Here is a 26,698-nt window from a genome sequence, read left to right as displayed (position 1 = left end):
CATCATCCCCTTGTGTTTAATCCTTTTGGTGTCGCTTTTTTCTCAATCCATTTCAAAGCAAGATCGAACAAAATTGCTAATAAAGCAACAGGTAACGCCCCTGCTAAGACGAGCGCATTATTATATGATTGTAAACCTCTATAAATAACATCCCCTAACCCACCTGCCCCAACAAAAGTTGCAAGTGTCGCAATTCCAACCGTCAAAACGGTAGCTGTTCGAATGCCTGCCATGATAAATGGCAAAGCTAACGGAAACTCAATCTGACGCAACAATTGACTTTTCGTCATCCCCATTCCACGACCTGCTTCAATAATAGATTCATCAATTGTTGTAATTCCTGTATATGTATTTCGTAAAATAGGTAGAAGTGCATAAATGATTAAGGCAATCAATGCAGTCATCGTGCCTATTCCAATGAGTGGCACTAGAAATCCAAACAACGCAAGACTAGGAATTGTTTGAAAGACGGCAGTGACACCAATAATCGGTTCCGCAAATTTTCGATATCTTGCCACGAAAATCCCTAACGGTAAAGCGATACCAATACCTATCGCTAAGGCGATGAAAGACAAATAAATATGTTGTAAAAATGATTCTTGTATTAAATCAGATCTACTTTGAATCGTTTCTAAAAAAGTTTGCATTTACAACACCTCTTCCTTTGTGAGCATTGCACTTAGAAGAATGGATTGGTTCACAAAGCCTAATTCTTTCTTTCCCTTTTTTACGAGTAAGCTTTCAATATCTTCCTTCTCCAATAGTTTTATAGCTTCTTCTACGGTTATGTTGGCTTCAACGACTAAATAGGAGGATTGTTCGCTTTGTTTGAATGTAGGGATAAACTCTTGTAGTTCTCGCTTTCCGACTGATCTTTTTCGATTGATACGTTCCACACCTATAAAGTGTTTAACAAAATGATTAATTGGAGTTTCTATTAATTCAGTAGGTGTACCTATTTGCTCAATCTGACCATTTCTCATGACAACAATTGTATCTGCTATTTTTAATGCTTCATCCATATCATGTGTGACAAATACGATTGTTTTCTTCAGCTTTTTTTGTATATTTTTCGTTTCCATTTGTAATTGTTCGCGACTAATAGGATCCAAGGCACTAAACGGCTCATCCATTAAAACGATAGCTGGATTACCAGCTAATGCTCTTACAACTCCTATTCGTTGCTGTTGCCCCCCGCTCAGCTCTAGTGGATATTTAGATAAATATTGATTAGGATCGAGACCAACCATTTGCATTAGTTCATAAATCCGCTCAGTTGTTTTTTCTTTCGTCCAGCCCTTTAGATTTGGTACAAGCGATACATTCCTTTCAATCGACATATGTGGAAACAAACCTATTCGTTGAATAACGTAGCCAATTGTTTTTCTAAGCTCCACTGCGTCCACTGAAGAGACCGCTTTGGCATCTACATATACTTCTCCGGAGGTGGGAATTTCCAAGCGATTGATCATTTTCATCAAAGTTGTCTTTCCGCAACCACTCGGACCAATAATGGCCACTAGTTGTTCTGCTGGAATGGTTAATGAGACATCTTTTAATGCTTCTGTCCCGTTCTCAAATACTTTTGTAATCTTGTCAAATTGGATCAATTAAACTTTCCCCCTTAACACACTATATTTAACTGTTACTATATATACCCTAAAAAATCTGATTAAAGCATAAAAAAACCAGATTCTAAATGTTATAGAATCTGGTTTGCTTCTAATGATTTCATCCCTGTCACTTCTGCTACTATTTCATATGACCTTAAGCGAGCTTTATGGTCATATATCGTTGAGTTAATAATCATTTCGTCTGCTCCTGTTTCCTCTAAAAATGCTTGCAGCTTCTCTTTTACTTCCTGTGGATTCCCGATAATGGTCGATTTCAATTGATTAAGAATACTTTCTTTTTCAAGTGGATTCCAAATCCCTTCCATCGTCTCTACTGGCGGTTGTATCTGACCTGGCGTGTTTCGAATAAGACTTAAAAACTGTTGTTGATGTGTTGTTGAAAGGATTTTTGCTTCTTCGGTCGTCTCCGCAGCTACGACATTAACACCAACCATTGCATATGGCTTATCTAATACTGCAGATGGTTCAAAATAATGACGATATCTCTCGAGCGCCGGTAATGTATTTTCTGGTGAAAAATGACTTGCAAATGAAAAAGGTAATCCTAACTGGGCAGCTAAAGTAGCGCTAAAACCACTCGATCCAAGGAGCCAAATTGGTATATCTTGTCCCTCTCCTGGAATAGCTCGTACTTTATTATGTTTAGAATTTGCATTTAAATAACCGCGTAGCTCCTCTAATTGCTGTGGAAACTCGTGTCCACTGCTTCTTGAATCACGTCGCAATGCCATCGCAGTTAACTGATCCGTTCCCGGTGCTCTACCTAATCCTAAATCAATTCTCCCTGGGTACATTGCTTCAAGCGTTCCAAATTGCTCTGCAATAACAAGAGGCGAATGGTTTGGCAGCATAATGCCACCTGATCCAATGCGAATTTTTTCAGTAGCTGCAGCAACATAACCAATCACTACAGAAGTAGCTGAACTTGCAATACCTGGCATACTATGATGTTCCGCAAGCCAAACACGGTTATATCCCCACTTCTCTGCATGTTGGGCTAAATCCTTCGTATGTTGAAATGCTTCTGCTGGAGAGCTACCTTGAGTAATTGGTGCTAAATCTAAAACAGAATATTTAATTTGATTTAATGTTTTCGTTTCGCTCAATGATCTCGTCCCCTTACTTATCACTTGATATAAATTTAACGATAGCCTACAACAAGGGAAAAACAAAATAATTGGCTTATATACAGAGTGACAGAGTTATTAATAGAATATCTTAAAGTAAAGTTGTCCGTTTCACAATTTTGAGCAACATAGTAGCTATCCGCACATAAAGTAGGCGTATCCGATCCTAAAAGACACTTATCCGAACATATTAATCTTCATCGCCACTACATTGTGGCTATCCGCACATAAAGAAGGCGTATCCGAACCTAAAAGAAACTTATCCGCTCATATTAATCTGCATCGCCCCTTGGCTATCCGCACATAAAGAGGGCGTATCCGAACCTAAAAGAAACTTATCCGCTCATATTAATCTGAATCGCCCCTACCTCCTGGCTAACCGCACATAAAGTAGACGTATCCGATCCTAAAAGAAACTTATCCGCTGATATTAATCTGCATCGCCCCTACATTGTAGCTATCCGCACATAAAGAGGGCGTATCCGAACCTAAAAGAAACTTATCCAATCATATTAATCTGCATCGCCCCTACATTGTAGCTATCCGCACATAAAGTAGACGTATCCGAACCTAAAAGAAACTTATCCGCTCATATTAATCTACTTCGCCCCTACCTCCTGGCTATCCGCACATAAAGAAGGCGTATCCGAACCTAAAAGACATTTATCCGAACATATTATTCTTCTTCGCCCCTACATAGTGGCTATCCGCACATAAAGAAGGCGTATCCGAACCTAAAAGAAACTTATCCGCTCATATTAATCTACTTCGCCCCTACATCCTGGCTATCCGCACATAAAGAAGGCGTATCCGAACCTAAAAGACACTTATCCGCTCATATTATTCTGAATCGCCCCTACATCCTGGCTATCCGCACATAAAGTAGACGTATCCGATCCTAAAAGACACTTATCCGCTCATATTATTCTTCTTCGCCCCTACATTGTGGCTATCCGCACATAAAGAAGGCGTATCCGAACCTAAAAGACACTTATCCGCTCATATTAATCTGAATCGCCCCTACCTCCTGGCTATCCGCACATAAAGTAGACGTATCCGATCCTAAAAGAAACTTATCCGCTCATATTAATCTGCATCGCCCCTACATTGTAGCTATCCGCACATAAAGAAGGCGTATCCGAACCTAAAAGAAACTTATCCGCTCATATTAATCTGCATCGCCCCTACATTGTGGCTATCCGCACATAAAGAAGGCGTATCCGATCCTAAAAGAAACTTATCCGCTCATATTAATCTGCATCGCCCATACATTGTAGCTATCCGCACATAAAGAAGGCGTATCCGAACCTAAAAGACACTTATCCGCTCATATTAATCTGCTTCGCCCCTACATTGTAGCTATCCGCACATAAAGTAGACGTATCCGATCCTAAAAGAAACTTATCCGCTCATATTAATCTACTTCGCCCCTACATCCTGGCTATCCGCACATAAAGAAGGCGTATCCGAACCTAAAGGCGCATATCCGCATATTCTTATCGGCGGTAAACTTCACGACAACAAATCACTTTTCATATGCATATACTTACTCTATTAAAAACTCAAGCCCACCTTCTCAGCAGAAAGTGGGCTTGAATTTTTTCATTATTCTTTTACAAACTCTATTGTACTTCTTACCGTATCAATTGGACGAACTAAGCTTTCTATTTGTGCACGTTTTGGTTCTAAAAACGGTGGTAAGGATAACTTTTCTCCAAGTGTTTCATAAGGTTCGTCTCCCATAAATCCTGGACCATCCGTCGCAAACTCAAACAAAATGCCATTTGCAACTCTTGCGTATAAACTTTGGAAGAAGAAGCGATCCACAAAACCAGATGTTTGGAAACCAAAGCTCTCCATTCGAGTAGTCCATTCATCCAAAACAGAACGATCTTCTACACGGAATGCTGCATGGTGCACCGTACCAAACCCTTGTCGTCCTGGAGGAAGAATAATATTTTTCTCTACAATTACTTGCGCTCCATTTCCGCCTTCCCCAACTTCAAATAAATGTAAGGAACCTTCTTGTGCTATTTCTTTAAATAGCATTACTTTTTCTAACACTTCTTTCATGTAATCGAATTCTGCAATTCGAATATGAATAGGTCCAAGTCCCGTAATCGCATACTCTAAAGGAATAGGTCCCTTTTGCCAAGGTGTTCCTGATGCAATACCTTCATTATTTTCATCTGACACTAATTGATATTGTTGGTCATCAAAGTCTACGAATGAAAGAACTTTTGTACCAAATTGTTCTTGAATTCCTGTATGCTTTACTTCTAAACGATCAAATCGTTTAACCCAGTAGTCTAGTGCAGCATCGCTTGGTACACGGAAAGCTGTTTTATAAATTTCATTTGTACCGTGTGTCCCTTTTGGAATACCAGGGAAATCGAAGAATGTCATATCTGTTCCTGCTCCACCTACGTCATCGGCAAAAAATAAGTGGTAAGTTTGAATATCATCTTGATTCACTGTTTTTTTAACTAAACGCATTCCTAATGTATATGTGAAAAATTTATAGTTCTCTTCTGCACTACTTGTAATTGCAGTTACGTGGTGCATACCTTTTAAATGATTCATTTTATATTCCTCCTATACAACTTTTTTACCTTTAATTAAAGTATCTCTAATTCGAAGTAATTTTATCATACATTAAAAAACTTGTCAATAAAATAAGAACTGTTCCAAAAGCATTCATGCTATTGAGAACAGTTCTGTACTAATTATTTACTTATTCATTAGAAAATATTACACATCTATTTCCGTACCTATATTTTGTTCTTTAGCTTTTGCAAACACGCCTTTTGCAACAGCTAAATCGAAATAGGCAGCTCCAACAGATTTGAAAAATGTGATTTCTTCTTCATTTTCTCTACCTCTAATTGCGCCTACGACAAGCTTCCCAATTTCTCCATATACTTGTTCAAAAGACCATTTCCCCTGATTTACCGCGTCTATCAATTCACCGGCTTCGTCTTTTACACCTACAAAATCATCCACAACGATTTTAGATGCACGAGTAATAGTCGTTATGTCTACTTCATGCATATGTGGTAAATAAGATCCAACTCCATTCACATGTGCACCCTTCTTCAAATCATCTCCATTAAAAACAGGTTCATTTGAACGAGTAGCACAGTTAATAATATCTGCTTGGCGAACTGCAGCCGCTACTTCTTCTATTAGCTCATAAGCTGTTTCTACTCCAAATGCTCGGAGCTTTTCTCCAAATGACTTCGCTTTTTCTAAATTTCGGTTCACAAGTAGGAGGCGTTCGATTGGACGAACGGCAAGTACCCCTAGTACTTGTTCGAATGCCATCGCACCGGTTCCAATTACCGCTAGCACTTTTGCATCTTTTTTCGCTAAGTAATTTGTTGCTATTCCACTTAAGGCACCGGTACGAAGTCTCGTTAAATAGGAGGCATTCAACATAGCCAAATGCTCCCCATTTGAAGCGTCTGAAAGTAAGATAACCCCTTGTGTTGTCGCTTTTCCGTTCGCTGGATTATGCGGGAAAATCGTAACAACTTTTACTGCCGCTACTTCTCCCACTAAATCGGCACTAGGCATATACAAAGCGGAGGCTTCATGCGAAGGAAATTCGATAACTGTACGATGAGGGCTTGCAATCTTTTCCGCTTCCTTCGCTTTTAATACTTCGGTAACATCTTGAATCGCATCATTCATAACATATGTATTCATAATTTGTTCTTCATTAACTATTAACATGCTAATTACCTCCATTAATAAGAAAAGCGCAAGCGCCTATGTTTGCCCCGACAGGCAAATGTGGAAAAGCGAGGAGGCAGTTCCTCAGCCACCACAGCTTTTTCACATTTGACCCCGAGGGGCAAGGCGCTGAAGCCTGGACAATTTCCTGAGTAAAAAGTATATACTTTCTTATTTTTTAAGAAAAACTCGCCTCTCACTAACCTTAGCGAAAGACGAGTTTTCCTTTTATCGCTTTACTTATTATGCTTTACCCAATGCATTTGAAGAATTTTCTATTGAATCTTCAGAATCTACCTTGCTAACATCATCTAAATGCTCTTGACTGCGATCTTTTACCGCCCAAATAGCAAAAAGCGAAATAACCGCAGTGAAGATGATGTAACATGCAACAGGAATATAAGAATTGTCAAACTTAAGCAATAGACTAGCAGCAACTAGCGGAGCAGTCCCACCAGCTAATGCAGCCCCAATTTGATACCCAAGGGTAATTCCTGTATATCGTACTTTTGCATCAAAAATTTCAGAAAACATCGTTCCTAATACTGCAGTAATCGGTGACCAGATTATACCTAATCCAATAACCGTCGCAAGAACTAATAATGCAACGGATTGTTGATATAACATCCAGAAGTATGGGAAAGCAAAAACAATCATTCCAATAGTTCCAGCCACGTATAGCTTTTTACGACCTATTTTATCCGAGAGACTTCCCATAATCGGAATTAAAATCGTAGTAACTATTGTTGCTATCATAACTGAATTTAACACCGCTGTTCTTGAGAAACCTAGGTTTGTTGTCGCGTAAGATACAACAAACGTACCGAAGATATAAAATGGTGCTGTTTCCACTACTTTTGCACCGATTGCTATTAGTACTTCACGCCAATGGAATTTCAATGTATCTATGATTGGTAATTTCGGAATTTCACCTGACTCTTTTACCTTTTTGAATGATGGTGTTTCGTCAATACCTTTACGGATCCATAATCCAAATACAACTAACAATGCACTAAAAATGAATGGAATACGCCAACCCCAAGTCATAAATGAATCTTCAGGAAGCAAAGTCATAATAGATAACGCAACTGTCCCAAGAACCATTCCGATAGGTACTCCCATTTGTGGAATAGACCCATATAAACCACGTTTTTCTTTAGGTGAATATTCTACTGCTAGAAGTAAAGCTCCTCCCCATTCTCCTCCAATACCTAAGCCTTGTACAAGACGTAGCGTTATTAAAAGAATTGGAGCCCAAACACCTATCGCTTGATAAGTAGGAAGTAATCCCATACCAAATGTTGCAACCCCCATCAAACTTAACGTAAGAACAAGCGTCTTCTTACGCCCAATTCTATCTCCAATATGACTGAAAATAACCCCTCCAAATGGACGTATAAAGAAAGCTAATGCAAATGACGCATAAGCCAGAATAGTTCCAACCGATGGGTCTTCCGTAACAAAAAATAGCTGGTTAAACACTAAAGCTGCTACCGTCCCATACAAGAAGTAATCAAACCATTCAATGGAACTTCCTACCAAACTTGCAATCCATACTTTTCTCATTTGTTTTGATTCCATGATACATCTCCTTTTTAAAAAAATTGAAGTGACACTTTAATTTCTCCCCATTTTCATTGTATTTAACTTTAAATATTCTGTCAATTTAATATTATAGTAATAGTGTGTACTACTAAGTTGGCTTATCGCTCACCCGGCGGGAATCATACTGGTAACCTAATAGAGCTTTGTTACGCACTATTTGCATTAGGTGTACTTGCTTTGTAATATATGGTTAACTGAATAATATATTACAAAGCATAGGAGATTTATAGATGCCCTCTCATTCAATCGGACAGAAATTAAAAGAACTAAGAAAAGAACGAAAACAAACTCTGAAAGATTTAGCTGAACAAACTGGTGTCTCTATCAGTTTCCTTTCCCAAGTAGAGCGTGGAAAATCGAGTGTCACGCTAGAATCTTTGAAGAAAATAGCAGATGCACTGAAGGTAAACCCAACTGTATTTTTTTCCGATCGTTCACAGGCGGATGACTTAGATGCCATCAGACAACAATTTTATTATCAAGATTTATCAAATGAAATAGTTAATGCTTCCTATCTACCTATTTTAGTCACACTACAACCTGGAGAAAATGAAGGGAATGCTTTTTCACATAGTGGTCATGAATTTCTATTTGTCGTGGAAGGGACACTAACTGTAGTCGTGGATGGAGAAAAAAAGAATTTAGTCGAGCAACAATCCACCATGTTTGATGCAACTAAAACTCACTATTGGTATAACTTAACTGATCAAGTTGTACGCTTTTTAGTTGTATCCTCGAAGTAAATACAATAGAAAAGCGGAAGCGGGAAGAGCCTATGTTAAAGGAATACAGTCTAAGTTCGCGACATCGTGGTGCTCCTGAGCAAAATAAAAAAACATTTCGCAACGACTGTATGGCCCGCTTCGTGCTGGCCACCGACAGGCACATGGAACCGGAAGGCTTCTTAAGTACGCCACATCCTGTGGCAACGGCTGCAAATATGATACTTCTTACACTATAAGATTTACAATACCGTCTTTGTACTCAAATAAATAATCACTCTCTTTTTCTAATAGAACAGGTAAGTACTGAAAAACCATTTCAGCAATCCCTAAGTTATTCGGGTTCATTATCCAATCTATTTGTTTCCAATCGAGAATCCCTTCTCTTGTTTTTTGTATGGGTCCATTCCCTAATGTCGCATCTACTTCGAATAAGTACACATATAACCCATCTTTTTCCCCCTCATTTTTATCCCATGTAATTACACCTTTCGAGTAATATTCGTTTACTTTGATACCTGTTTCCTCAAATACTTCACGTATTGCACCCTCATCAGCTGTTTCTCCTGCTTCATATTTACCACCAACCCCGTTCCACACACCCATAATCGGTGGCTTTTCACGATTCAGCATTAAGATTCGGTCATTACTTTTCAAAAAACATACATTATATTTAAACACTAAATCATCTCCACAATAAAATTCATTCATTATCCAACTATACTTCAACTAGTTTTGACTAATCTGCTTCTTTAGTTTAAATAATGCACCCTATAGTTCATAATATTCGTTTTTCTATTGGTACAAATAAATCAACCTTTAATTTCCCTAGTTTAAATCTTTTTTCAAGTAAACTGCTCTTTTAATTTAATAAAAAAAGCTTTACTCCTTCTTGAAGTAAAGCACCCGTTAGTTTAACAAACACTATCGCCGAAACAACCTTTTTAGCTTGACTTCCTTAAATGAACTATTTAATGGTTTGCACTTTTTTGATTGTCAATAATTGACCTTCTTGTAGTAAGAGTTGCTTTGGGTCAACAATCTCGTGCAATAGTAAATTAGATTTTTTCTGTACCATTAGTTCAACCCGATTTGAATTTATTAAATGAGCTATTTGTAAAATACACTCCTTATAAGGTGTGGTGTGATTAAGAATATACTGTAGTAGTTCTCGCAACTCCCACGCTTTTTCAATTCCATTATATATTTCTACCTGAATCGGAAAATCGAATCCTGGAATGTGTAAATCCGTCTCTGTAAAATCAATTGAACCATTACCTAATCCCATCTTCTGGTCTGATGCAAAGTAATAATAATTCGTCATTTTATTCCTCCCTATTGTAAGTATATATTTCTTAATTTTCTTTTGGTTTTATTTAACACCCTTACTTCCGTTAAATAAAAATATCAGTTCCTTATATGTAGTACTACAACATACATTTTCCATTTCCTTGTTCAACTAAACTGCGTCGTTAGTACAATAGGCTATCACAGAAAAAAGTAACTTTTTTAAATTCTTTAAATGCTGCGAAGGAGAGAACCTAGTAACCGCATTCGAAGAGATAATCAATTACAAAACAATTACCGTAAGATTTAACAAAAATGCATACTAAGGACACCACGTGGCAAACTAAAATCATGGAGGTGTATATAGTGAGCAACAGCCCGAAGAACAATTTAAGTGGTAACGCTAGTGATGAGCAAGCGGTTAGGAAGAATTTATCAAGGGAGTTTGATCATGAACTTGCAAACAAACCCTTGACAGCGGCAGAGAGACATAATAATAAGAAAACGAAGAAGCGGCAATGAGCTAAAATGATGTAAGACCGAATTATAATAAATAAGCGTACCTTTTTTTAATTCGAATATACGGCTTACTTCATTTATTTACTATATTCCGCTTAGATCCGTAAAAATTTTCTTCAGGTATTTGTAGAAATCCAAACCGTTACTTTTGGCGGTTACTGCGATACTCAGACAGATGGCGTTTGCTTTTCTCCAATACACCGAAAGGTGCCAGGGAGAGCGCAATTATCTACAGTATCGTGGAGACAGCGAAAGAAAATGGATTGCATTCATTTACTATCTTCCCCAACTATTCAAGACGATTTCCAATGTGTATCCGACAGACGTAAATGCCTCTGACAAATTGATGCATTGGTCAACAACATTACCTATTACGTGTACCGTCTTTAATAAGTTATCAAAATGATACAACAAGCCCCCGTCTATAGTAAGGTGGGGGCTATTTGACGCTTACATTTATAATACAATCGCACAAGCTCTATTCCGATGACATCGTATTATTATTTACACGAGAGAGGTGAACATACTTGTTATATAAACGAAAACGGTTCGTAAAAGTTCGAAATTACACGCAATCTTTCTTCAACTAACCTGCTGCTTTAGTTAAATAAGAAAAAAGGCTTTACCCTTTCTTGAAGTAAAGCACCCGTTAGTTGAGTAACGAACTCGTATTAACACCACGGAAACTTATTAACTTTTAAAAAGTTCAACTTCTTTAGCACAGACTAAAATAACAATGACATCATTGTTATTTTGTAAAACAATTTTCAAAGTACCCATATTATCTATTATTTCTATGTTTAATATTTCATAAGAATCTACAAGGAAATTAGTTTCCAAATCCAATGTGGAAACTCCTGTAAATACTAATTGACATTGCACCATCTCTGGCTCTGCCTCATTGTAATCATTCTGCCTCCAATTACATAATTCCACTTCTAACTCTAGTTTTTTTTCTGTGGAATTATATTGAATTGTTCCTACAATACTGTCGTGTAAATCATAAGTATTGAGAAAATCTAAAGGATTAATTATAAATCCCTCCTTTGTGTATTAAAAAAATATAGAAAGTCCTTAATTTAATATATATAACCCTGTTGTTCAACTAAACTGCGGCGTTAGTTTAAGTGTAACATTTCACATTGTATCGCCGAAATATTCTTAATGTTTTGGACCTAAAATAGACCATCGAAATGATGGTCATGTTAAACTAAAGCACCTCGTTAGTTCAACAAGGAAATAAAATATTAAATTAATAGTTAGAAATCTCTATCAGATTACCATCTGGATCTCTTATATACACAGATGTTATCGATCCTATTGCTCCTGTTCTTTTTACAGGACCTTCTTCAATAGGTACTCCGTAACAATCTAATTGATTAATTACTTCTGACATGGGGACATCCGTGATAAAACATAAATCAGCAGTACCAGACATAGGCCGTTTTGCTTTCGGTTCGAATTCTTTGCCTACTTCATGTAGGTTTATTTTCTGCTGTCCAAAGTGCAGTGACTTTCTCTCATCTCCAAACGTGATAACTTTCATTCCTAATACTCCTTTATAAAAATCACATGTTATATCAATATCTTTTACAGTCAAGACTAAATGATCTAGTTGGTATATGTTCATTACTATCCCCCCAATAATGTTTTATCAATTTCACCATGTGGTCTTGTTGAACTAACTGCTGCGTTAGTAAAATCACTCAATATGTCTATAATTCTATTAAGTTGGCAATAATCCCTTTAATATTACTATTTTAGGGGGGAGAATTAAAAGAGAAAGTGCTGGTGATTTTCCAGGAAAATCGGAAAGTATACGGAACCAGAAGAATAAAAGATGCATTAGAAAAAACTGATCAAACCGTTTCAAGACGACGTCTTGGTCGTTTCATGAAAAAGCTTGGAATTGTATCTAAATACACGCAAGCTTCTTATAAACCAATGTCCACTCAACCAAATGAGGAGTCTGTTCGTAATGTGCTAAATAGAGAAAAGAATTTCAAGTAGATAAAGAGATGTCCGTTTTAGTAAGTGATTTAACGTATGTAAAAGTCGGCAATCGTTGGAATTATATCTGTTTTTTAATAGATTTATATAATCGAGAAATCGTTGGGTATAGCATCGGAGAAAAAAAAGACGCAGCTCTAGTTCAACGTGCCTTTGCATCTGTTAAGTATCCACTTGGTCAGGTAAAAGTCTTTCATACAAATCGTGGATCTGAGTTCAAGAACGTTGGAATTGATGAGCTGTTAAGTAAATACAAGATTAAACGATCACTTAGCCAAAAGGGTGACCCTTATGATAATGCGGTGGCAGAGGCGACATTTAAGATCCTTAAAAAAGTTGTTTGATCTAGTGTTGACATACCAACTATTCAGGAGCCACGAGTTCTACTTTTATTCTATCTGGGTCTTCGAAATAAACGGCATAATAATTATCTCCCCCAGCAAAAGGATGCTTGTTTGTATAAAGAATATTTACTCCTCTATCTTTTAATTTATTTGTCATTTCGTTAACATGTTCGCGTGAAATTGCGTGAAACGCTAGATGATTAAGACCTACTCGGCATCTATGATACGGAACGTCTAAAAATCTGTCCTCTGTTTGTACAAAAACAATGTATGTATCACCTATTTTCCAACTTCGTCCACTTACCCAATCTTGAAATGGAGTGTATCCTAACTCTTCAAGAAACCACCCCCAAAAATCTACTGTCCTTTTTATATCTGATACATATATTTCAATATGATGGAGTAACCCCTTTGACAATGAAAACCCTCCCCTATTTTATTTCACTATTATCCTTTAGTTGAATAACAATAAAGACTGTCTTCTGACAGCCCTGCTCTACTAAAACACCTGTTACTTTAATAAGGTTTTAATTTATTGAAAGAACTTACCTAAATATTTATGAATCCTTCTAAATAAGCTACAGCTTCTCCAGACATTTTTACCGTTTCACCTAAATCCGTACAATACAACTTTCCGCCTCTTTCTGATAATTGCAATGCGACAAATTCATTTTTATTCAATTTATTCTTCCAATATGGAACTAACGTACAATGAGCAGAACCAGTAACTGGGTCTTCCTCTACTCCTGCCTTTGGAGCAAAGAATCTTGATACGAAATCTACTTCTTTTCCTTTAGCTGTTACTATTACACCAAAACCATCTAGTTTTTTTAGTTCATCCATGTTTAATTCGAGGCTCAAAATATCCTTTTCTGTATCAAATACCGCCATATAGTCTCTTGACTTATAAACCTCTTTAGGTACTTTACCTAAACCTTTAATAAGTCCCTCCGGTGTATCGCATTTTTCTCCTTCTCTAGAAGGAAAAGCTAACGTAAATAGACTGCCTTCCTTAGATACTTCTAAAAGTCCACTTTTTGTAGTAAACCTTATATTCTTTAATTTTTTGTCTAAATAAGTATATATTACATAAGCTGATGCTAACGTTGCATGTCCACATAAGTCTATTTCTCCTTTTGGGGTGAACCATCTCAACTCATATCCATTGTCCTTTTTAACAAAAAAGGCTGTTTCGGATAAATTATTTTCTGCTGCCACCTTTTGCATTAAATCATCTTCTAACCATTTATTTAATGGACATACTGCCGCCGGATTTCCTTTAAATTGTTCATTTGTAAACGCATCGATCTGATAAATTGGAATTTTCATCTATATAATCTCCTCGGTATTCATTTGTATATCAATTGTACCCCCACCAGAATAATAAATGGAACATTTCTTCATTAACTTTCTCTGCAATAACTTCGCATTTTTTTATATCCAAATTTATGATTGATAATGTTCGCTGCCAAAATAGCTGGATTAATTACTTGTTTTAGAATAAATCAATTAAACACCAGTGTTCTTGTAATACAAAAAAATCCAACGGCTATGAACCATTGGATTTTGTTGTTAATTTAAAATCATGAAAAGAAAACCATTTGAATCGCAAAAATAACCCCGAAAACGTATATAATCGGATGCACTTCACGACCTTTACCACTTGCAAGTTTAAGAATAGGATACGTAATGAATCCAACCGCAATCCCCGTAGCAATACTCCCAGTTAAGGGCATCGTCAAAATAATCAAAAAAGCCGGAAATGCTTCATCGAACTTCTTCCAATGAATTTTTGCAAGCCCCTCCATCATATAACAACCAACAATGATTAAAGCAGGAGCTGTAATAGCTGGAAGTGATGAAATAGCCGACACTAATGGAGAGAAAAACAAAGCAACAAAGAAAAGAATCGCTACAACAAGTGCCGTTAATCCTGATCTTCCACCCGCTGCTACTCCAGTCGATGATTCAATATAAGCAGTAGATGGACTCGTCCCAAGTGTTGCTCCAACAGTTGTAGCAACCGCATCTGCAGCTAGTGCGGATTTCACTTTCGACGATTTCCCGTCCTTCATTAAACCCGCCTGCTCCGTAACACCAATCAACGTTCCAGTTGTATCAAATATCGTCACAAGTAAAAATGAAAATATGACAGCATATAATCCGCTAGTAAACACACCTGGAATATCTACATCAAAAAATACGATTGATGGCGGCGTCGAAATAACCCCATCTAGTTGTAACATCCCCATAAAATAACCGATAATTGCAGTAACAAACATACCAACGAACAGCGCTCCTTTTACTCGAAGGGCGATTAATATAATCGTTACAAACAATCCGATAATTGATAAGACAGTGAGTGGATCACTCAAATCACCAAGCGTTACAAGCGCTTCACTATTCCCAACAACAATTTTAGACATTTTCAATCCAACAAATGCGATAAATAACCCTATACCAGCAGTAATTCCATATTTTATGGAAGTAGGAATTGACTCTATCAGTAATTCCCGAAACTTCGTAAACGTTAACAATAAAAAGATAATACCTGCCACCAAAACTGCCCCAAAAACTACTTGGTAACTAACGCCTTGCGTAGCGACAACACTCGTAAAATACGCATTCATCCCCATACCTGGTGCTATTGCAATTGGGTAATTTGCAAACAAAGCCATGATTAATGTTCCAATGACTGCAGCAACAATCGTTGCGATAAATACTTGATCGAAAGGAACCCCCGCTGCCGAAAGAATTGCAGGGTTAACGAAAATGATATATGCCATTGTAAAAAAAGTAGTAAAGCCTGCCAATACTTCTGTTTTCACATTCGTACCTAACTCACCTAATTTAAATAATCGTTCCATAGTACCTCCTAAAATAAAAAATCTAACTAAAAATAGATAGACGAAATCTATCCATTCATAGTTAGAAATTAACGGTTTCTACTAGAAACTCTCAGACCATATTACTGAGAATATACGAATGTAGCTTGATTCTTTCATTTTCTTACTCCGAACAATATAATATACGAACAATAAGTTTATGTCAATAATAATTGTTCGTGTATGGTTATTTTTTATTAGTTCGCAAGACAGGATTAATGTACAATAAAAGGTCCTATTAGGTGCCCGCTATGATTTTTGCTGCAGGCAGGTGCTCTCCCTGGGCATGGCTTCAATCAATGGGAACTTCTTGTTAATTTAGCTTTTGCAATTATCAGAGATTGAAAAAGCTTCTTTACTCCGCATTATAAAAAGACGGTTCCCATTCACTATATATAAATAGAAAACCGTCTACTACTCTATTAATTTACTTTTATTGGGCCTTTCCAATACATTTCTCTGAGTAAGAACTTCTGTAGCTTACCTGTTGCTGTTTTTGGTAATGACTCCACGAACTCAAATGATTTTGGTGTTTTAAAATGAGCCATATTGGCTCTGCAATAGTCGATCATCTCTTGCTCTGTCACATTAGTTCCTTCTTTAAGCACAATAATAGCTTTTGGAACTTCTCCCCATTTTTCATCTGGTACAGCTATTACCGCTACTTCTAACACGTCTGGATGCTTGTATAATACTCCTTCAATTTCTGTTGAAGAGATGTTCTCTCCACCTGAAATGATCATATCTTTTATACGGTCTTGAATTTCAATATACCCATCTGGATGCGTTACCGCCAAATCACCAGTATGGAACCATCCATCGACAATTGCTTCTGCTGTTTTTTCTGGATCTTTGTAATAACCTTCCATTACTACATTTCCTCGTGTGACGATTTCGCCAATTTCCTTACCATTCCAAGCTACTTCTTTTCCATCTTCTTGACTGACGACCTTTGTTTCTCCATTAAACGCTAGCTCAATTCCTTGTCTTGCTTTAATTGTTGCTTGTTCCTCTGCTGATTTATGATCAAATTCTTTCTTCCATTCACTATATAAAATGAATGGTGATGTTTCTGTCAGTCCATAAACATGCATCATATTTAATCCAAGAATCTCTTGCGCTTTACCTATAAGGGCTGCGGCCGGTGGTGCTCCAGCTGTAGCCATTCGAGGATTCGTTGTAATTTTCAATTCTTTTGCTTTTGGCTCATTCACCAACATATTTACAACGGTAGGCGCGCCACATAATAAGCTAATTTTGTGTTTTTCAAATAGATCCAAAATAAGCGGTGGATCTACCTTGCGCAAACATACATGCGTTGCCCCGGCTGCAGTAATCGCCCAAACTCCTCCCCACCCATTTGCATGGAACATTGGTAGCGTATGAAGATATACATCATCGTGCTTTACACTTAAATGATACAAAAAATTAGCAGCATTTAAGTAATTACCTCGATGTGTTAACATAACACCTTTTGGTTTGGAAGTGGTACCACTTGTATAATTCAATGTGAGTAGCTGGTTTTCATCTATATCAATTTCTGGTAGGGAAGAATTCTCGAAGTCCGCATTAATAAATTCTTCATAATAGATACCTTCCAATAAATTCGTATACCCTTCTACTGCAACGACAATTATCTTTTCTAATGACAAACTATGACGGATACCCTCTATTAAATGACTATATTCTTCATCCACGATAAGCATTTTGGAATCACTATGTTTAATAATGTACTCCAAGTCTTCTGCATTTAATCGATAATTTAAAGGGACTTGTACTGCACCTAGACTACAAATTCCATAAAAAGTTTCTAACATATAATGCGTATTTGGCAACATGACTGCAATATGATCACCTTTTTGTATACCAGCATTCACTAAAGCAGCAGAAAGTTTATCCGTACGCTTTCCAAACTCCTCATATGTAAACTGTTTCTCTCCATCGATTACCGCCACTTTTTTCGGATAATATTTAATCGCTCTTCTTTTCCAATCTAATGGTGTTAATGTAGCAAACATTTAACCAACTCCTCTTTATAATTAAATTTCTTTTTGTTCGATTGATCCAAAGATCCCTTTTTGCTTGAGTGTATCTATCGTATCTTTGCTATGACCCATTTCCTTCAAAATTTCTTCCGAGTCTTTACCTGTTTTCACACCGGTAAAACTGTATTTCGCTTGTTGTGTTGAAAATTTAATCGGAAAAGCAATTTGTCTCTGTGTACCACCTTCTTTCTTCGGTACCGAAACTACCATCTCTCTTGCTTTTATTTGTGGATGATTTACAGCTTCCGAGAAACTCAATACCGGCTCAATACACCCGTCAAAGTCATCTTCTAATATACTTAGCCATTCCTCAAAAGTTTTTTGTTTAATAACTTTTACTAGAATTTCTTTAAATGCCTGCTGTTCCTCTTCAAGTTCACTACTACTTAATTTTGTTAAACCCGGATCGCCAATTAACTCGCAAAGCATTGCTTGAAACGGTGGTTCCAAACTACCGACAGAAAGATAGCGATTATCTTTCGTTTCATAATAGTCATAAAAAGAACCTCCATTTAACAATAATGACTCCGATTCAGGCTCTTCCTTACCTACTAGATATCCTGGGCCATACATTGCATTTAACGAGAAAGATACATCTGTAAGGCTTATGTCAATCTGCTGACCTTCTCCTGTTTTTTCACGATGATACACAGCTGCTAAAATTCCTATTACAGCAGGCATGGATCCTCCCGCAATATCAGCTACTTGTATACCGGCTGGTACAGGAATCTGATCTTTTCTAAAGGAATAACTCGAAACACCTGCCAAAGATAAATAATTAATATCATGCCCAGCTCGATTACAAAGAGGACCCGTTTGACCGTATCCAGTAATAGAGCAATAGATAATTTTAGGATTGATTTCTTTTAACTTTTCATAGCCTACTCCTAATTTATCCATAACTCCTGGGCGAAATTGTTCGATAACAATATCGTATTCTTGAATTAGTTGATAGATGATTTCCTTTGCTTCCGTTTGTTTGAGATCTAATGCTAAAGATCGTTTGGAACGATTTAAATGTCCAAAAGTAGCGGACACTTCCCCATCGATAGGTCCTAAATATTTGACTAAGTCCTCACGATCAGGAGCTTCAACTTTCACCACTTCTGCTCCCATATCAGCTAACATCATAGTGGCAAACGGTCCGGGCAGTAAGGTCGAAAAATCTAATACTTTTAAACCATCTAAAATCCCCACATACTCACTCCTTTCATATGCTGAATATTACTTAATTTAAAAATATTCTTTCTATTACTCTATTGTATGGAATATTGTATACGTTTTCAATAGTTTACATGTCAAATAGTTTGCTTTCTCTTATTCTAGGGAATACCAAAGAGGAAAAGATAATAGTAGGAGGAAACACAGATGGTTAAAAAGTCAAAGAAGCGAATATTCATCGGCGCTGCAATATTATTCGCTCTTATTTATATAGCCGTTATTTTATGGCATACATATAAACCTCTTCCCGAGGGGGTCTCATTTGAGGGAAACGTACATAAAACAGATACGGTAGAATTCATTACAGATCTTACATTTGCACAAGATAAAGAAGGAACTGGAATGGTACATGAAAATCATATTTTTGAAGAAGTAAATGCAATGATTAATAAGGCAGAAGAATTTGTCGTTGTCGATTTCTTTTTATTTGATGGCTACTATGATGATGATGAAGATTTCCCCAAAATCGCAGACAACCTATCCACCACCCTTGCTAATAAAAAGAAAGAGAATCCAAATATGCCGGTAACTTTCATTACGGATCCGCTTAATCAAGGTTACGGTTCTTATGAAAATGAATGGTTTAAGAAAATGAGAAAAGCTGGTGTAGAAATCGTCTATACCGACTTGGATCCTTTACGGGACTCAACACCCATTTATTCAGGCATCTATCGAATATTTTTCCAGTGGTTTGATATTGGAGGAAAAGGCTGGATAGCAAATGCAATGGCAAGTGACGCTCCCAAAATGACAATTGCATCCTATATGACCTTATTAAACGTGAAGGCTAATCATCGTAAAGCGGTCGTCACAGAGAAAAAAGCAATGGTTACATCGTCCAATCCGCATGATGCGAGTGGATTCCATGGTAACATCGCATTAACAGTAACAGGTCCTATCATTAATGATATTTTAAAATCAGAAGAAGTTGTGTCCTTGTTTTCTGGAGGACCAAAACTTCCACGTATAAAAGCGAACGAAACAGATGGTGAATATGAAGTCCAGTACTTAACAGAGAAAAAGATTTTAGATAAATTACTTGCAGATTTAGCAGACACAAAAGAAGGAGACAAAATTTGGCTTGGTATGTTTTTTGTAGCTAAGCGAGATATTGTAAATGCATTGATTGATGCAGCAAATCGGGGTGTTGACGTAAATCTCATTTTAGATCCAAACGAAAACTCATTTGGACAAGAAAAGTCAGGACTACCAAATAGACCAGTTGTGCAAGAGATGGTTGAAGATACGAAGGGTAAGATGAATATTCGTTGGTACAATACTGTCATCGGCCAATACCATACGAAAGCTATTTGGATTCAATCTGATGAGCATACAATTATTTCAAGTGGTTCCGCGAACTATACAGAACGTACATTGGATAATTACAATTTAGAAAATAATTTACGGGTAATAGCACCAAATAATAGTCAACTTGTTTCAGAGATGGAAGCCTATTTCGAACGTCTATGGAATAATGAAGATGCCATGTATACTTTGGACTTAGAAGAATATCAAGATGGATTTACTTGGTGGCAGCGTTGGATTTATTCGTTACAAAAGTTTTTTAAAGTAACAACTTATTGATGAGCTAAAAATGAAGGTACTAACACAATTCAAAATTGATATAGTACCTTTAGTTTGGCATTCTGAGTTGTATCCTATTTAATATATTCAATCAACCAGCAATCACGATATTCGCCTTCGTGTAGTTCATTCTTTGGTAAAAGCTTGACCTTCTTAAATCCACACTTTTCATAACAACGAATTGCTCTTTCATTCCATGTTTGAGGGTCCATTACCACTCTGTCTGCTTGATTTTGTTCAACTAAAAATTCTACCATTGAGTTTACTAGAAGTGTTCCAATACCATTGTTCCAATATGCAACTTCTCCTATAAACTGGTCCATTCCATATATCACATCTAATACATTTCCATACCCATATAATTTTCGCTCATCAATATCTACTTGGTAATATTGGATATATCCGATTGGAATTTTGTCAAACTCCACGATACATCGAACTACTCCGATTTCACGGTTGTAAAACTTCTCATGTACCTTATGTAAGTCAAATGCATTATCTCTTCCTTCATAAAACTCAAGTACCGCAGGATCTGAAAGCCATTTAACTAATAAACACTCATCCTTCTGTTCTAATAGACGAACAGATAACTTGTCGTTTTGAAATAACATCTTCCTCACTCCTCCTTTTTAGTTAACTCCGGGGAGCAAATAACATAACAGATACACCAATTATACATATTAGAGCCCCAATCCAATCATATGTATCGGGAACTTTTTTATCGACACCCCATCCCCAAAGGACCGATAACACGATAAATACTCCACCATAGGCTGCGTACACTCTACCAAAGGAAGGAAACATTTGAAATGTAGCAATAACACCGTAAAGAGCTAAAGCAATTCCTCCAAAGAGTCCTAAATATGCTGACTTCCCTTCTCTCAACCAAAGCCATATAAGATAACCACCCCCGATTTCAGCTAACCCGGCTATCAAAAATAGAGCAATTACAGAAAACAACATCTACTCATCCTTTCGAATTAATGCATACAATTATTTCGTTTCTACAACATGGTCTACACTCATTGGTAATTCTGTTATTCTCTCTTTTAGAAATAGTGGATATAAGTTTATATCCTTTAATTCCTCTAAGTATTTCCAGTAATATGTATGTATTTTTCCATTTTCATTTACGGTGAATTCATTTCCTCTACTTATAAATTCATCATTTTTCAACTCTACTAAATAGAAAAAACAAATTTCATGAAACTTTTCCTGTAAAGTGGCTTCCACAAAAAAGTTTTCATTCACCCATAACAGCCGCTTTACATTCACTTCTATTGACAGCTCTTCTCTGATTTCACGTTTTACCGCATCTTCACTTGTTTCATTCAGCATTACCCGGCCACCTGGAACATAATAATATGATTGATCTTCATCTTTCATAATGAGTAATTTATCGTCATGTATTAATAACCCTGCTACCCGGTAATTGAATCTACCTTCTACAGTTTCAAATGAAATATCCATATTATTCTCCTCTTTCTTTATTCCCATCCTTTACAAACGTCCACCCATTCGCGCCCATTAGCATATGTAAATAATTCTTCGCACGAGAGTTCAATGGCACTGTTACTGCTCCCGCATGCAGGAAAAACCGTGACAAAACGTTTCAATGATTTATCTAAATAAACGGCTACATTATCAGGAATACCAAATGGACAAACGCCACCTACTGCATGTCCTACATGTTCGAGTACTTCATCTGGTGTTAGCATTTTTGCTTTTACTCCAAAAGTTGCTTTAAATTTAGCGTTATCAATTTTAGCATCGCCTGCAGCTACTACCAATATACAGCCGTCCTCTTTCTTAAAAGATAATGTTTTGGCAATACGTGCTCCTTCTACATTTAGCGCTTGAGCTGCTAACTCAACCGTTGCGCTAGATGCCTCGTATTCCAGTATTCTTTCTTCGATTCCAAACTGCTTAAAATAATCTCTTACTAATTCAATTGCCATATTTACACCTCGTATTTTTAATAGTTAAACTTCTTATCTAATATTACCATTATTCGAAATTAAAAAGGACAACCAAAAAAATGGTTGTCCTAGGTGATCTACGCTTCTGGTTCAAATGTTTTGCAATCTGTTTCTTCGCTACTGGAAGCTTGTTTCCCTTTATTACTTACGACGTAAATGGCAGCAGCATTGCATTTGTTTCCAGATCCCCAATACGTACAGTTGTTTACTTCACAAAGAACATCTTGAGCCATAGTATCACACCTCCTTATTGCTAGCATGAACAATTTGGTTGCGATTAATACCGGATAAAATGGTTATAATAAAACTTAACTGTTTGCACTAATAGTATTATTTTTTAATTGGTATACGTTCATTTGAAAGACTTGTTTTTTAAAATATCCATCCTCTTCCATTCTATCTATTTGCAAAAATTGACACTTTTCTAGAAGTCGAAGAGATGCGATATTATTTTCCTCTGTAAATGCTACTATTTCTTTTAATTTCATCTCATTAAAACCATACTTGACAACATTTTGTAATGCTTCCTTCATTAGGCCTTTCCCTTGAAAACTCGGAATTATACCATATCCTAATTCCCCACTTTTTAGTTCTACATTTATATTCCAAATACTAATAGATCCAATAACCTTTTGGGTTAGTTTATGTTCAATAGCCCAAATAATCCACTTATTTTGCTCGATTCCTTTACTCATCTTTTCAATGTAAGCTGTTGTTTCAGAAACGTTTTCGTCCTCCTTCGAATCAGTATATTCGTTCATTTGAGGATCTTTTCTCATTTCATGAATATCATTACGATCACTTTCTACCATTCTTCTTAATAATAAATTCTTTGTTTCAATAGTTGGAAAAGGATTGAAATTCATTAGACACCCACCTATATTTGAATTTTATGCATATACCATTCTTACCATAATTTAATACTTAAATGTTAAAATAAAAATAGTACATATTGGGGGAATGATTAATGCAAAAGCTTATGTTTGAATCGTCTTGGAATAAAGCTCTGTCCGATAAAGATCGCAACGCAATTGAAAAAACTTTTCTTGAAACTAGTAAGATTAATAATGATACTATTCAACTTACACCGTTATGGAAAGCATTCAATCATAAAGGCGAGTTATTAGTAACTGTGCTGATTCATAATTTCACCGAGCATTCATTTTCTTTAGATGGAACTAAACTAAGATACAGCGTAAATAATGAGATTCTAGCAGAACATTCATTTACCCGTCCGTTACTCGCTATACAAGCAAAATATAGTATGCCATGGACATTTATTTTTCCAAAAGAAAAATTGGATAAAAAACTTTCACATGAAAATGGTCTATTAGAAATTATTTAAGCTTCCTTTAATTTTTTAAAGTGCAGTTTTACTCAATAGCGTAATATGGAAGATTTAACATGGAGGCAGTTGATTTCGTTAAGGCTCATCGCTCACCCCGCGGAAAGCGTCCGCCCTGCAGCGAAAATCCCAGCGGAAACTCCCTTATGACCCATTATGCACAACTTTTCTATGATTTTGGGCAACATCTCTGCTAAATTTCACAATTCAAACAAAAAAGTAGTGCAGTTTCATATTTGGGTTTGCACTACTTTTAGTTATATAATATTAAATTCTCACCTGAAGTGTTTTTTGTTCTTGTCGCAGAAGATTATTTATCTCCTCATAACTTACTGGCTTGCTTATATAATATCCTTGAATCAATTCACAATTATAGCTTCGCAGCATTTCAAATTGCTCTCTATGTTCCACCCCTTCTGCTACAACATGTAATCCTATCGTATGTGCTAAATTAATAATCGTCTCTATAAACTTACCGTCTTTTTCAGATTGAAGCATTCCGTCTACAAAACTTTTATCAATCTTCACATGATTGATTGGTAAACTGTTTAAATAACTTAAAGATGAATAGCCTGTTCCAAAATCATCAAGATGAATGGATATCCCAAACTTTTGGAGATCCACTAGCTTTTGCTTGTTTAAATCGAATGATTTCATCAAAGCGGTTTCTGTAATCTCGAGCTCAATCCAGCTAGGGGAAACACCAGAGGCTTCAATGATTTCTCGTATATTATCGACAAAATCTTGCTGCATAATATGGACGGCGGAAATGTTAACGGCTATGCTAACTGGATGTTCCATATTTTTGTTAATCTTTTGAATCGTACTACATGCTTGCTTTAATACCCATTTGTCTATTTCAACTATTTGACCAGTTAGTTCAGCAACTTGAATTATTTGTAAAGTATTATAATTAGAAAGAGCAGGAGAGTTGGTTCGTAAAAGTGCTTCTATACTCGCAATCCTTCCTTCTTCTGGCTTAAATAATGGTTGGAAAAATAACTCAAATCCATCTTTATCAAGACATTCTCGAATACCTAGTTCTATTTTAAATTTCTCTTCTAGTTGCTGTTTCATTCTTTCATCAAATATTCTGTATCCATTTTTCCCAGAGCTTTTCGCTTGATACATGGCCATGTCTGCCAGCTTCAACAATTCTTCCGAAGCATTAGTATGGAGTGGATATAAGGAAACGCCAACACTTGCAGTAACATTTAAGATTCTGGATTCTACCGTAATTGGTATGTCAAATTGCTGAATGATTTCCTCCGCTAGGTTTCTTGCTTGCTCTATTGACTCTAAATCATGCATAACGACGATAAATTCATCGCCACTTATACGAGCGACATCTTTATGTACCGATGACAATGCATTTAGTTTTTTTGCTACTTCCTCTATTAATTTATCTCCAAATGAGTGTCCGAGCGTATCATTCACTGTTTTAAAATTATCTAAATCGACAAAAATAACTGCTTTTAAGCGCCCGCTTGGATCGTTTTCTAAGGATGCAGTGAGCAATTCTTGTAAGCTTCTTCTATTTAATAGCCCCGTTAGTGAATCATAGGATGCTAAATGTTTTATCTTGTCCTCTCTTGTTTTTATAGCCAAAATCATGCTATTGAAACCATTCGCTAGACGCTCTATCTCTTCATAATCATTTGCGTTTGCTTGCACGTTATAATTTCCATTTTCCACGGAAATCATTAGCTTCCCAAGTTTTTTTAATGGTCGAACGCCTCTTAACGTCGCAAAATAGGCAATAACCCCGAATAGGAGGAGGCAAAATAATCCGATTCCTAATATAGGTTGATGCCTGTTTATAAGGTTTCGAATTATTTCTTCTTTGCTTATCGCCGTTACGATACTCATATCATTTTCCACAATTGGACGTGCCCGTACTATATAGTCTTTATTCTGTATAGTGTACGATACATAACTTTTTTCTGTGTCCTTTATTATTTTTGAGTGTTGAGCTCCAAAAAGTGTTTCACCAATCATATGATTATCTCGATTAGCCAGTATCGTGCCATTACTACTTAGTAATAGGACGAATCCATCCTCCCCAATTTTCGAATTACTAATTTGACTACTCATTTCATGTAGGTTCATATCTAGCGCAATAACACCTAGCATTCCCTTTGGCCCCATGACGGACTTAGAAGCGGTAATGATAATTTCTTGTGTCACATAATCAAAATACGGTTCCGTCCAATTTACTTCACCTGGATTTTGCATAGCAAGCTTGTACCAAACTTGTTCTGCTGGACGATAGCTCTCTGGAATATCTTTGTATTCTTCTCTGTAAAATTCACCATTTGTGAAGCCATACATAATTTTTCCATTCACAATCGAATCTTTTTGAAGTTCTTCTAACATGGATGCAATCTCATCATTACTACTAGCATAGTCATTTAATAATAGAAGCGAATTACTAAGCTGCTCCAACGTATTCTCGACGGTTAAAAATTGATATCCAAAAGATAAAAAAGTTTGCATGAGGATAGATTCTGCTTCTTTTTTATACAGTTGCTCTAAACTTTCATTTAAATTTTTATATGACAATAGTATGAATAAAGACATTGTCACAATACACATCGATACAATCAAAGTCGTTGTCCAAAATTTAATGCTTTTTATTTTCAAAAGGTCCACCTAT

26 protein-coding genes, 1 pseudogene and 1 riboswitch are annotated in these 26,698 nt (G+C 36.4%); of the genes and pseudogenes, 5 read left to right on the top strand and 22 right to left on the bottom strand.

Annotated features, from left to right (window positions below; translation table 11 throughout):
* Positions 1-2 precede the first annotated feature (2 nt).
* The 6 genes from BMZ04_RS19225 to BMZ04_RS19200 all read right to left on the bottom strand — a co-directional run bounded on the left by BMZ04_RS19225 (position 3) and on the right by BMZ04_RS19200 (position 8,077).
* Entirely contained in the window at positions 3-647 is a 645-nt protein-coding gene (locus BMZ04_RS19225) for an ABC transporter permease (RefSeq protein WP_093275959.1), read from the bottom strand.
* Positions 648-1,610: an ABC transporter ATP-binding protein gene (locus BMZ04_RS19220; RefSeq protein WP_093275955.1), complete on the bottom strand. Its 963-nt coding sequence runs from the start codon at positions 1,608-1,610 to the stop codon at positions 648-650.
* A gap of 92 nt (positions 1,611-1,702) precedes the next feature.
* Entirely contained in the window at positions 1,703-2,740 is a 1,038-nt protein-coding gene (locus BMZ04_RS19215; RefSeq protein ID WP_093275951.1) for an LLM class flavin-dependent oxidoreductase, read from the bottom strand.
* Positions 2,741-4,366: 1,626 nt separating this feature from the next.
* Positions 4,367-5,344 carry a ring-cleaving dioxygenase gene (locus BMZ04_RS19210; protein WP_093275949.1) on the bottom strand — a complete coding sequence of 326 codons (978 nt, stop codon included), beginning with the start codon at positions 5,342-5,344 and terminating at the stop codon, positions 4,367-4,369.
* Between the two features lie 168 nt (positions 5,345-5,512).
* Positions 5,513-6,496 (bottom strand): ornithine cyclodeaminase family protein, encoded by a 984-nt coding sequence (locus BMZ04_RS19205; protein ID WP_093275945.1) that lies wholly within the window; start codon positions 6,494-6,496, stop codon positions 5,513-5,515.
* A 243-nt stretch (positions 6,497-6,739) separates the two neighbouring features.
* Positions 6,740-8,077, bottom strand: coding sequence for an MFS transporter (locus BMZ04_RS19200; protein WP_093275941.1), 1,338 nt, complete (start codon positions 8,075-8,077; stop codon positions 6,740-6,742).
* A gap of 254 nt (positions 8,078-8,331) precedes the next feature.
* On the opposite strand from BMZ04_RS19200, the gene BMZ04_RS19195 reads away from it, so the two are divergent.
* Positions 8,332-8,844, top strand: a complete 513-nt coding sequence (locus BMZ04_RS19195) for a helix-turn-helix domain-containing protein (RefSeq protein ID WP_093275938.1) — start codon at positions 8,332-8,334, stop codon at positions 8,842-8,844.
* 207 nt (positions 8,845-9,051) lie between these two features.
* Here BMZ04_RS19195 and BMZ04_RS19185 read toward each other — a convergent pair whose 3' ends face one another.
* Together BMZ04_RS19185 and BMZ04_RS19180 are read right to left on the bottom strand one after the other, a co-directional pair.
* Entirely contained in the window at positions 9,052-9,534 is a 483-nt protein-coding gene (locus BMZ04_RS19185) for an NUDIX hydrolase (RefSeq protein WP_093275932.1), read from the bottom strand.
* Between the two features lie 256 nt (positions 9,535-9,790).
* Positions 9,791-10,147, bottom strand: coding sequence for a hypothetical protein (locus BMZ04_RS19180; RefSeq protein WP_093275928.1), 357 nt, complete (start codon positions 10,145-10,147; stop codon positions 9,791-9,793).
* 278 nt (positions 10,148-10,425) lie between these two features.
* On the opposite strand from BMZ04_RS19180, the gene sspO reads away from it, so the two are divergent.
* On the top strand, positions 10,426-10,632 hold the full coding sequence (gene sspO / locus BMZ04_RS19175; protein WP_369802693.1) for a small acid-soluble spore protein O: 207 nt from the start codon (positions 10,426-10,428) through the stop codon (positions 10,630-10,632).
* A gap of 687 nt (positions 10,633-11,319) precedes the next feature.
* On the opposite strand, the gene BMZ04_RS22105 is transcribed toward sspO, so the two are convergent.
* Both BMZ04_RS22105 and BMZ04_RS19170 read right to left on the bottom strand, forming a co-directional pair.
* Positions 11,320-11,565: a hypothetical protein gene (locus BMZ04_RS22105; protein WP_143128326.1), complete on the bottom strand. Its 246-nt coding sequence runs from the start codon at positions 11,563-11,565 to the stop codon at positions 11,320-11,322.
* Positions 11,566-11,881: 316 nt separating this feature from the next.
* Complete coding sequence (locus BMZ04_RS19170; protein ID WP_093275925.1) at positions 11,882-12,259, bottom strand: VOC family protein; 378 nt, start codon at positions 12,257-12,259, stop codon at positions 11,882-11,884.
* 140 nt (positions 12,260-12,399) lie between these two features.
* On the opposite strand from BMZ04_RS19170, the pseudogene BMZ04_RS22955 reads away from it, so the two are divergent.
* A pseudogene (locus tag BMZ04_RS22955) lies at positions 12,400-12,971 on the top strand (IS3 family transposase); the annotation flags it as partial.
* A gap of 31 nt (positions 12,972-13,002) precedes the next feature.
* Here BMZ04_RS22955 and BMZ04_RS19155 read toward each other — a convergent pair.
* The 5 genes from BMZ04_RS19155 to BMZ04_RS19135 form a co-directional block, all read right to left on the bottom strand.
* Entirely contained in the window at positions 13,003-13,401 is a 399-nt protein-coding gene (locus BMZ04_RS19155; protein ID WP_093275917.1) for a VOC family protein, read from the bottom strand.
* A 131-nt stretch (positions 13,402-13,532) separates the two neighbouring features.
* The gene (locus BMZ04_RS19150) at positions 13,533-14,312 is read right to left on the bottom strand and encodes a PhzF family phenazine biosynthesis protein (protein WP_093275914.1); all 780 of its coding nucleotides are present in this window, start codon (positions 14,310-14,312) and stop codon (positions 13,533-13,535) included.
* Positions 14,313-14,566: 254 nt separating this feature from the next.
* Positions 14,567-15,850, bottom strand: a complete 1,284-nt coding sequence (locus BMZ04_RS19145; RefSeq protein WP_093275909.1) for an NCS2 family permease — start codon at positions 15,848-15,850, stop codon at positions 14,567-14,569.
* 38 nt (positions 15,851-15,888) lie between these two features.
* A riboswitch (purine riboswitch) is annotated at positions 15,889-15,988 on the bottom strand.
* 302 nt (positions 15,989-16,290) lie between these two features.
* Positions 16,291-17,886 carry a long-chain-fatty-acid--CoA ligase gene (locus tag BMZ04_RS19140; protein ID WP_093275904.1) on the bottom strand — a complete coding sequence of 532 codons (1,596 nt, stop codon included), beginning with the start codon at positions 17,884-17,886 and terminating at the stop codon, positions 16,291-16,293.
* A 21-nt stretch (positions 17,887-17,907) separates the two neighbouring features.
* A complete protein-coding gene (locus BMZ04_RS19135) occupies positions 17,908-19,110 on the bottom strand; it encodes a CaiB/BaiF CoA transferase family protein (RefSeq protein WP_093275901.1) in 1,203 nt (400 codons plus the stop codon).
* Between the two features lie 171 nt (positions 19,111-19,281).
* Between BMZ04_RS19135 and BMZ04_RS19130 the strand changes: the two genes are divergently transcribed.
* A complete protein-coding gene (locus tag BMZ04_RS19130) occupies positions 19,282-20,718 on the top strand; it encodes a phospholipase D family protein (RefSeq protein WP_093275896.1) in 1,437 nt (478 codons plus the stop codon).
* A gap of 74 nt (positions 20,719-20,792) precedes the next feature.
* Here BMZ04_RS19130 and BMZ04_RS19125 read toward each other — a convergent pair whose 3' ends face one another.
* From BMZ04_RS19125 to BMZ04_RS19100, 6 genes are all read right to left on the bottom strand, one after another.
* A complete protein-coding gene (locus BMZ04_RS19125) occupies positions 20,793-21,329 on the bottom strand; it encodes a GNAT family N-acetyltransferase (protein ID WP_093275891.1) in 537 nt (178 codons plus the stop codon).
* Positions 21,330-21,351: 22 nt separating this feature from the next.
* The gene (locus tag BMZ04_RS19120) at positions 21,352-21,678 is read right to left on the bottom strand and encodes a YnfA family protein (RefSeq protein WP_093276305.1); all 327 of its coding nucleotides are present in this window, start codon (positions 21,676-21,678) and stop codon (positions 21,352-21,354) included.
* 33 nt (positions 21,679-21,711) lie between these two features.
* Positions 21,712-22,188 carry an NUDIX hydrolase gene (locus BMZ04_RS19115; RefSeq protein ID WP_093275886.1) on the bottom strand — a complete coding sequence of 159 codons (477 nt, stop codon included), beginning with the start codon at positions 22,186-22,188 and terminating at the stop codon, positions 21,712-21,714.
* Positions 22,189-22,205: 17 nt separating this feature from the next.
* Entirely contained in the window at positions 22,206-22,676 is a 471-nt protein-coding gene (locus BMZ04_RS19110; protein ID WP_093275882.1) for a YbaK/EbsC family protein, read from the bottom strand.
* Positions 22,677-22,774: 98 nt separating this feature from the next.
* Complete coding sequence (locus BMZ04_RS19105; RefSeq protein WP_093275877.1) at positions 22,775-22,930, bottom strand: DUF1540 domain-containing protein; 156 nt, start codon at positions 22,928-22,930, stop codon at positions 22,775-22,777.
* Between the two features lie 75 nt (positions 22,931-23,005).
* Positions 23,006-23,563 carry a GNAT family N-acetyltransferase gene (locus BMZ04_RS19100; RefSeq protein ID WP_093275873.1) on the bottom strand — a complete coding sequence of 186 codons (558 nt, stop codon included), beginning with the start codon at positions 23,561-23,563 and terminating at the stop codon, positions 23,006-23,008.
* A gap of 101 nt (positions 23,564-23,664) precedes the next feature.
* Between BMZ04_RS19100 and BMZ04_RS19095 the strand changes: the two genes are divergently transcribed.
* The gene (locus BMZ04_RS19095; protein ID WP_093275870.1) at positions 23,665-24,042 is read left to right on the top strand and encodes an SLAP domain-containing protein; all 378 of its coding nucleotides are present in this window, start codon (positions 23,665-23,667) and stop codon (positions 24,040-24,042) included.
* A 267-nt stretch (positions 24,043-24,309) separates the two neighbouring features.
* On the opposite strand, the gene BMZ04_RS19090 is transcribed toward BMZ04_RS19095, so the two are convergent.
* Positions 24,310-26,685 (bottom strand): bifunctional diguanylate cyclase/phosphodiesterase, encoded by a 2,376-nt coding sequence (locus BMZ04_RS19090; protein ID WP_093275866.1) that lies wholly within the window; start codon positions 26,683-26,685, stop codon positions 24,310-24,312.
* Positions 26,686-26,698: the final 13 nt, after the last annotated feature.

The sequence above is a fragment of the Psychrobacillus sp. OK032 genome, from assembly GCF_900111345.1.
In the GTDB taxonomy this organism is placed as follows: Bacteria; Bacillota; Bacilli; order Bacillales_A; family Planococcaceae; genus Psychrobacillus.
Note: the sequence above shows the minus strand (reverse complement) of the source record. Positions and strands in the feature narration are given on the sequence as shown.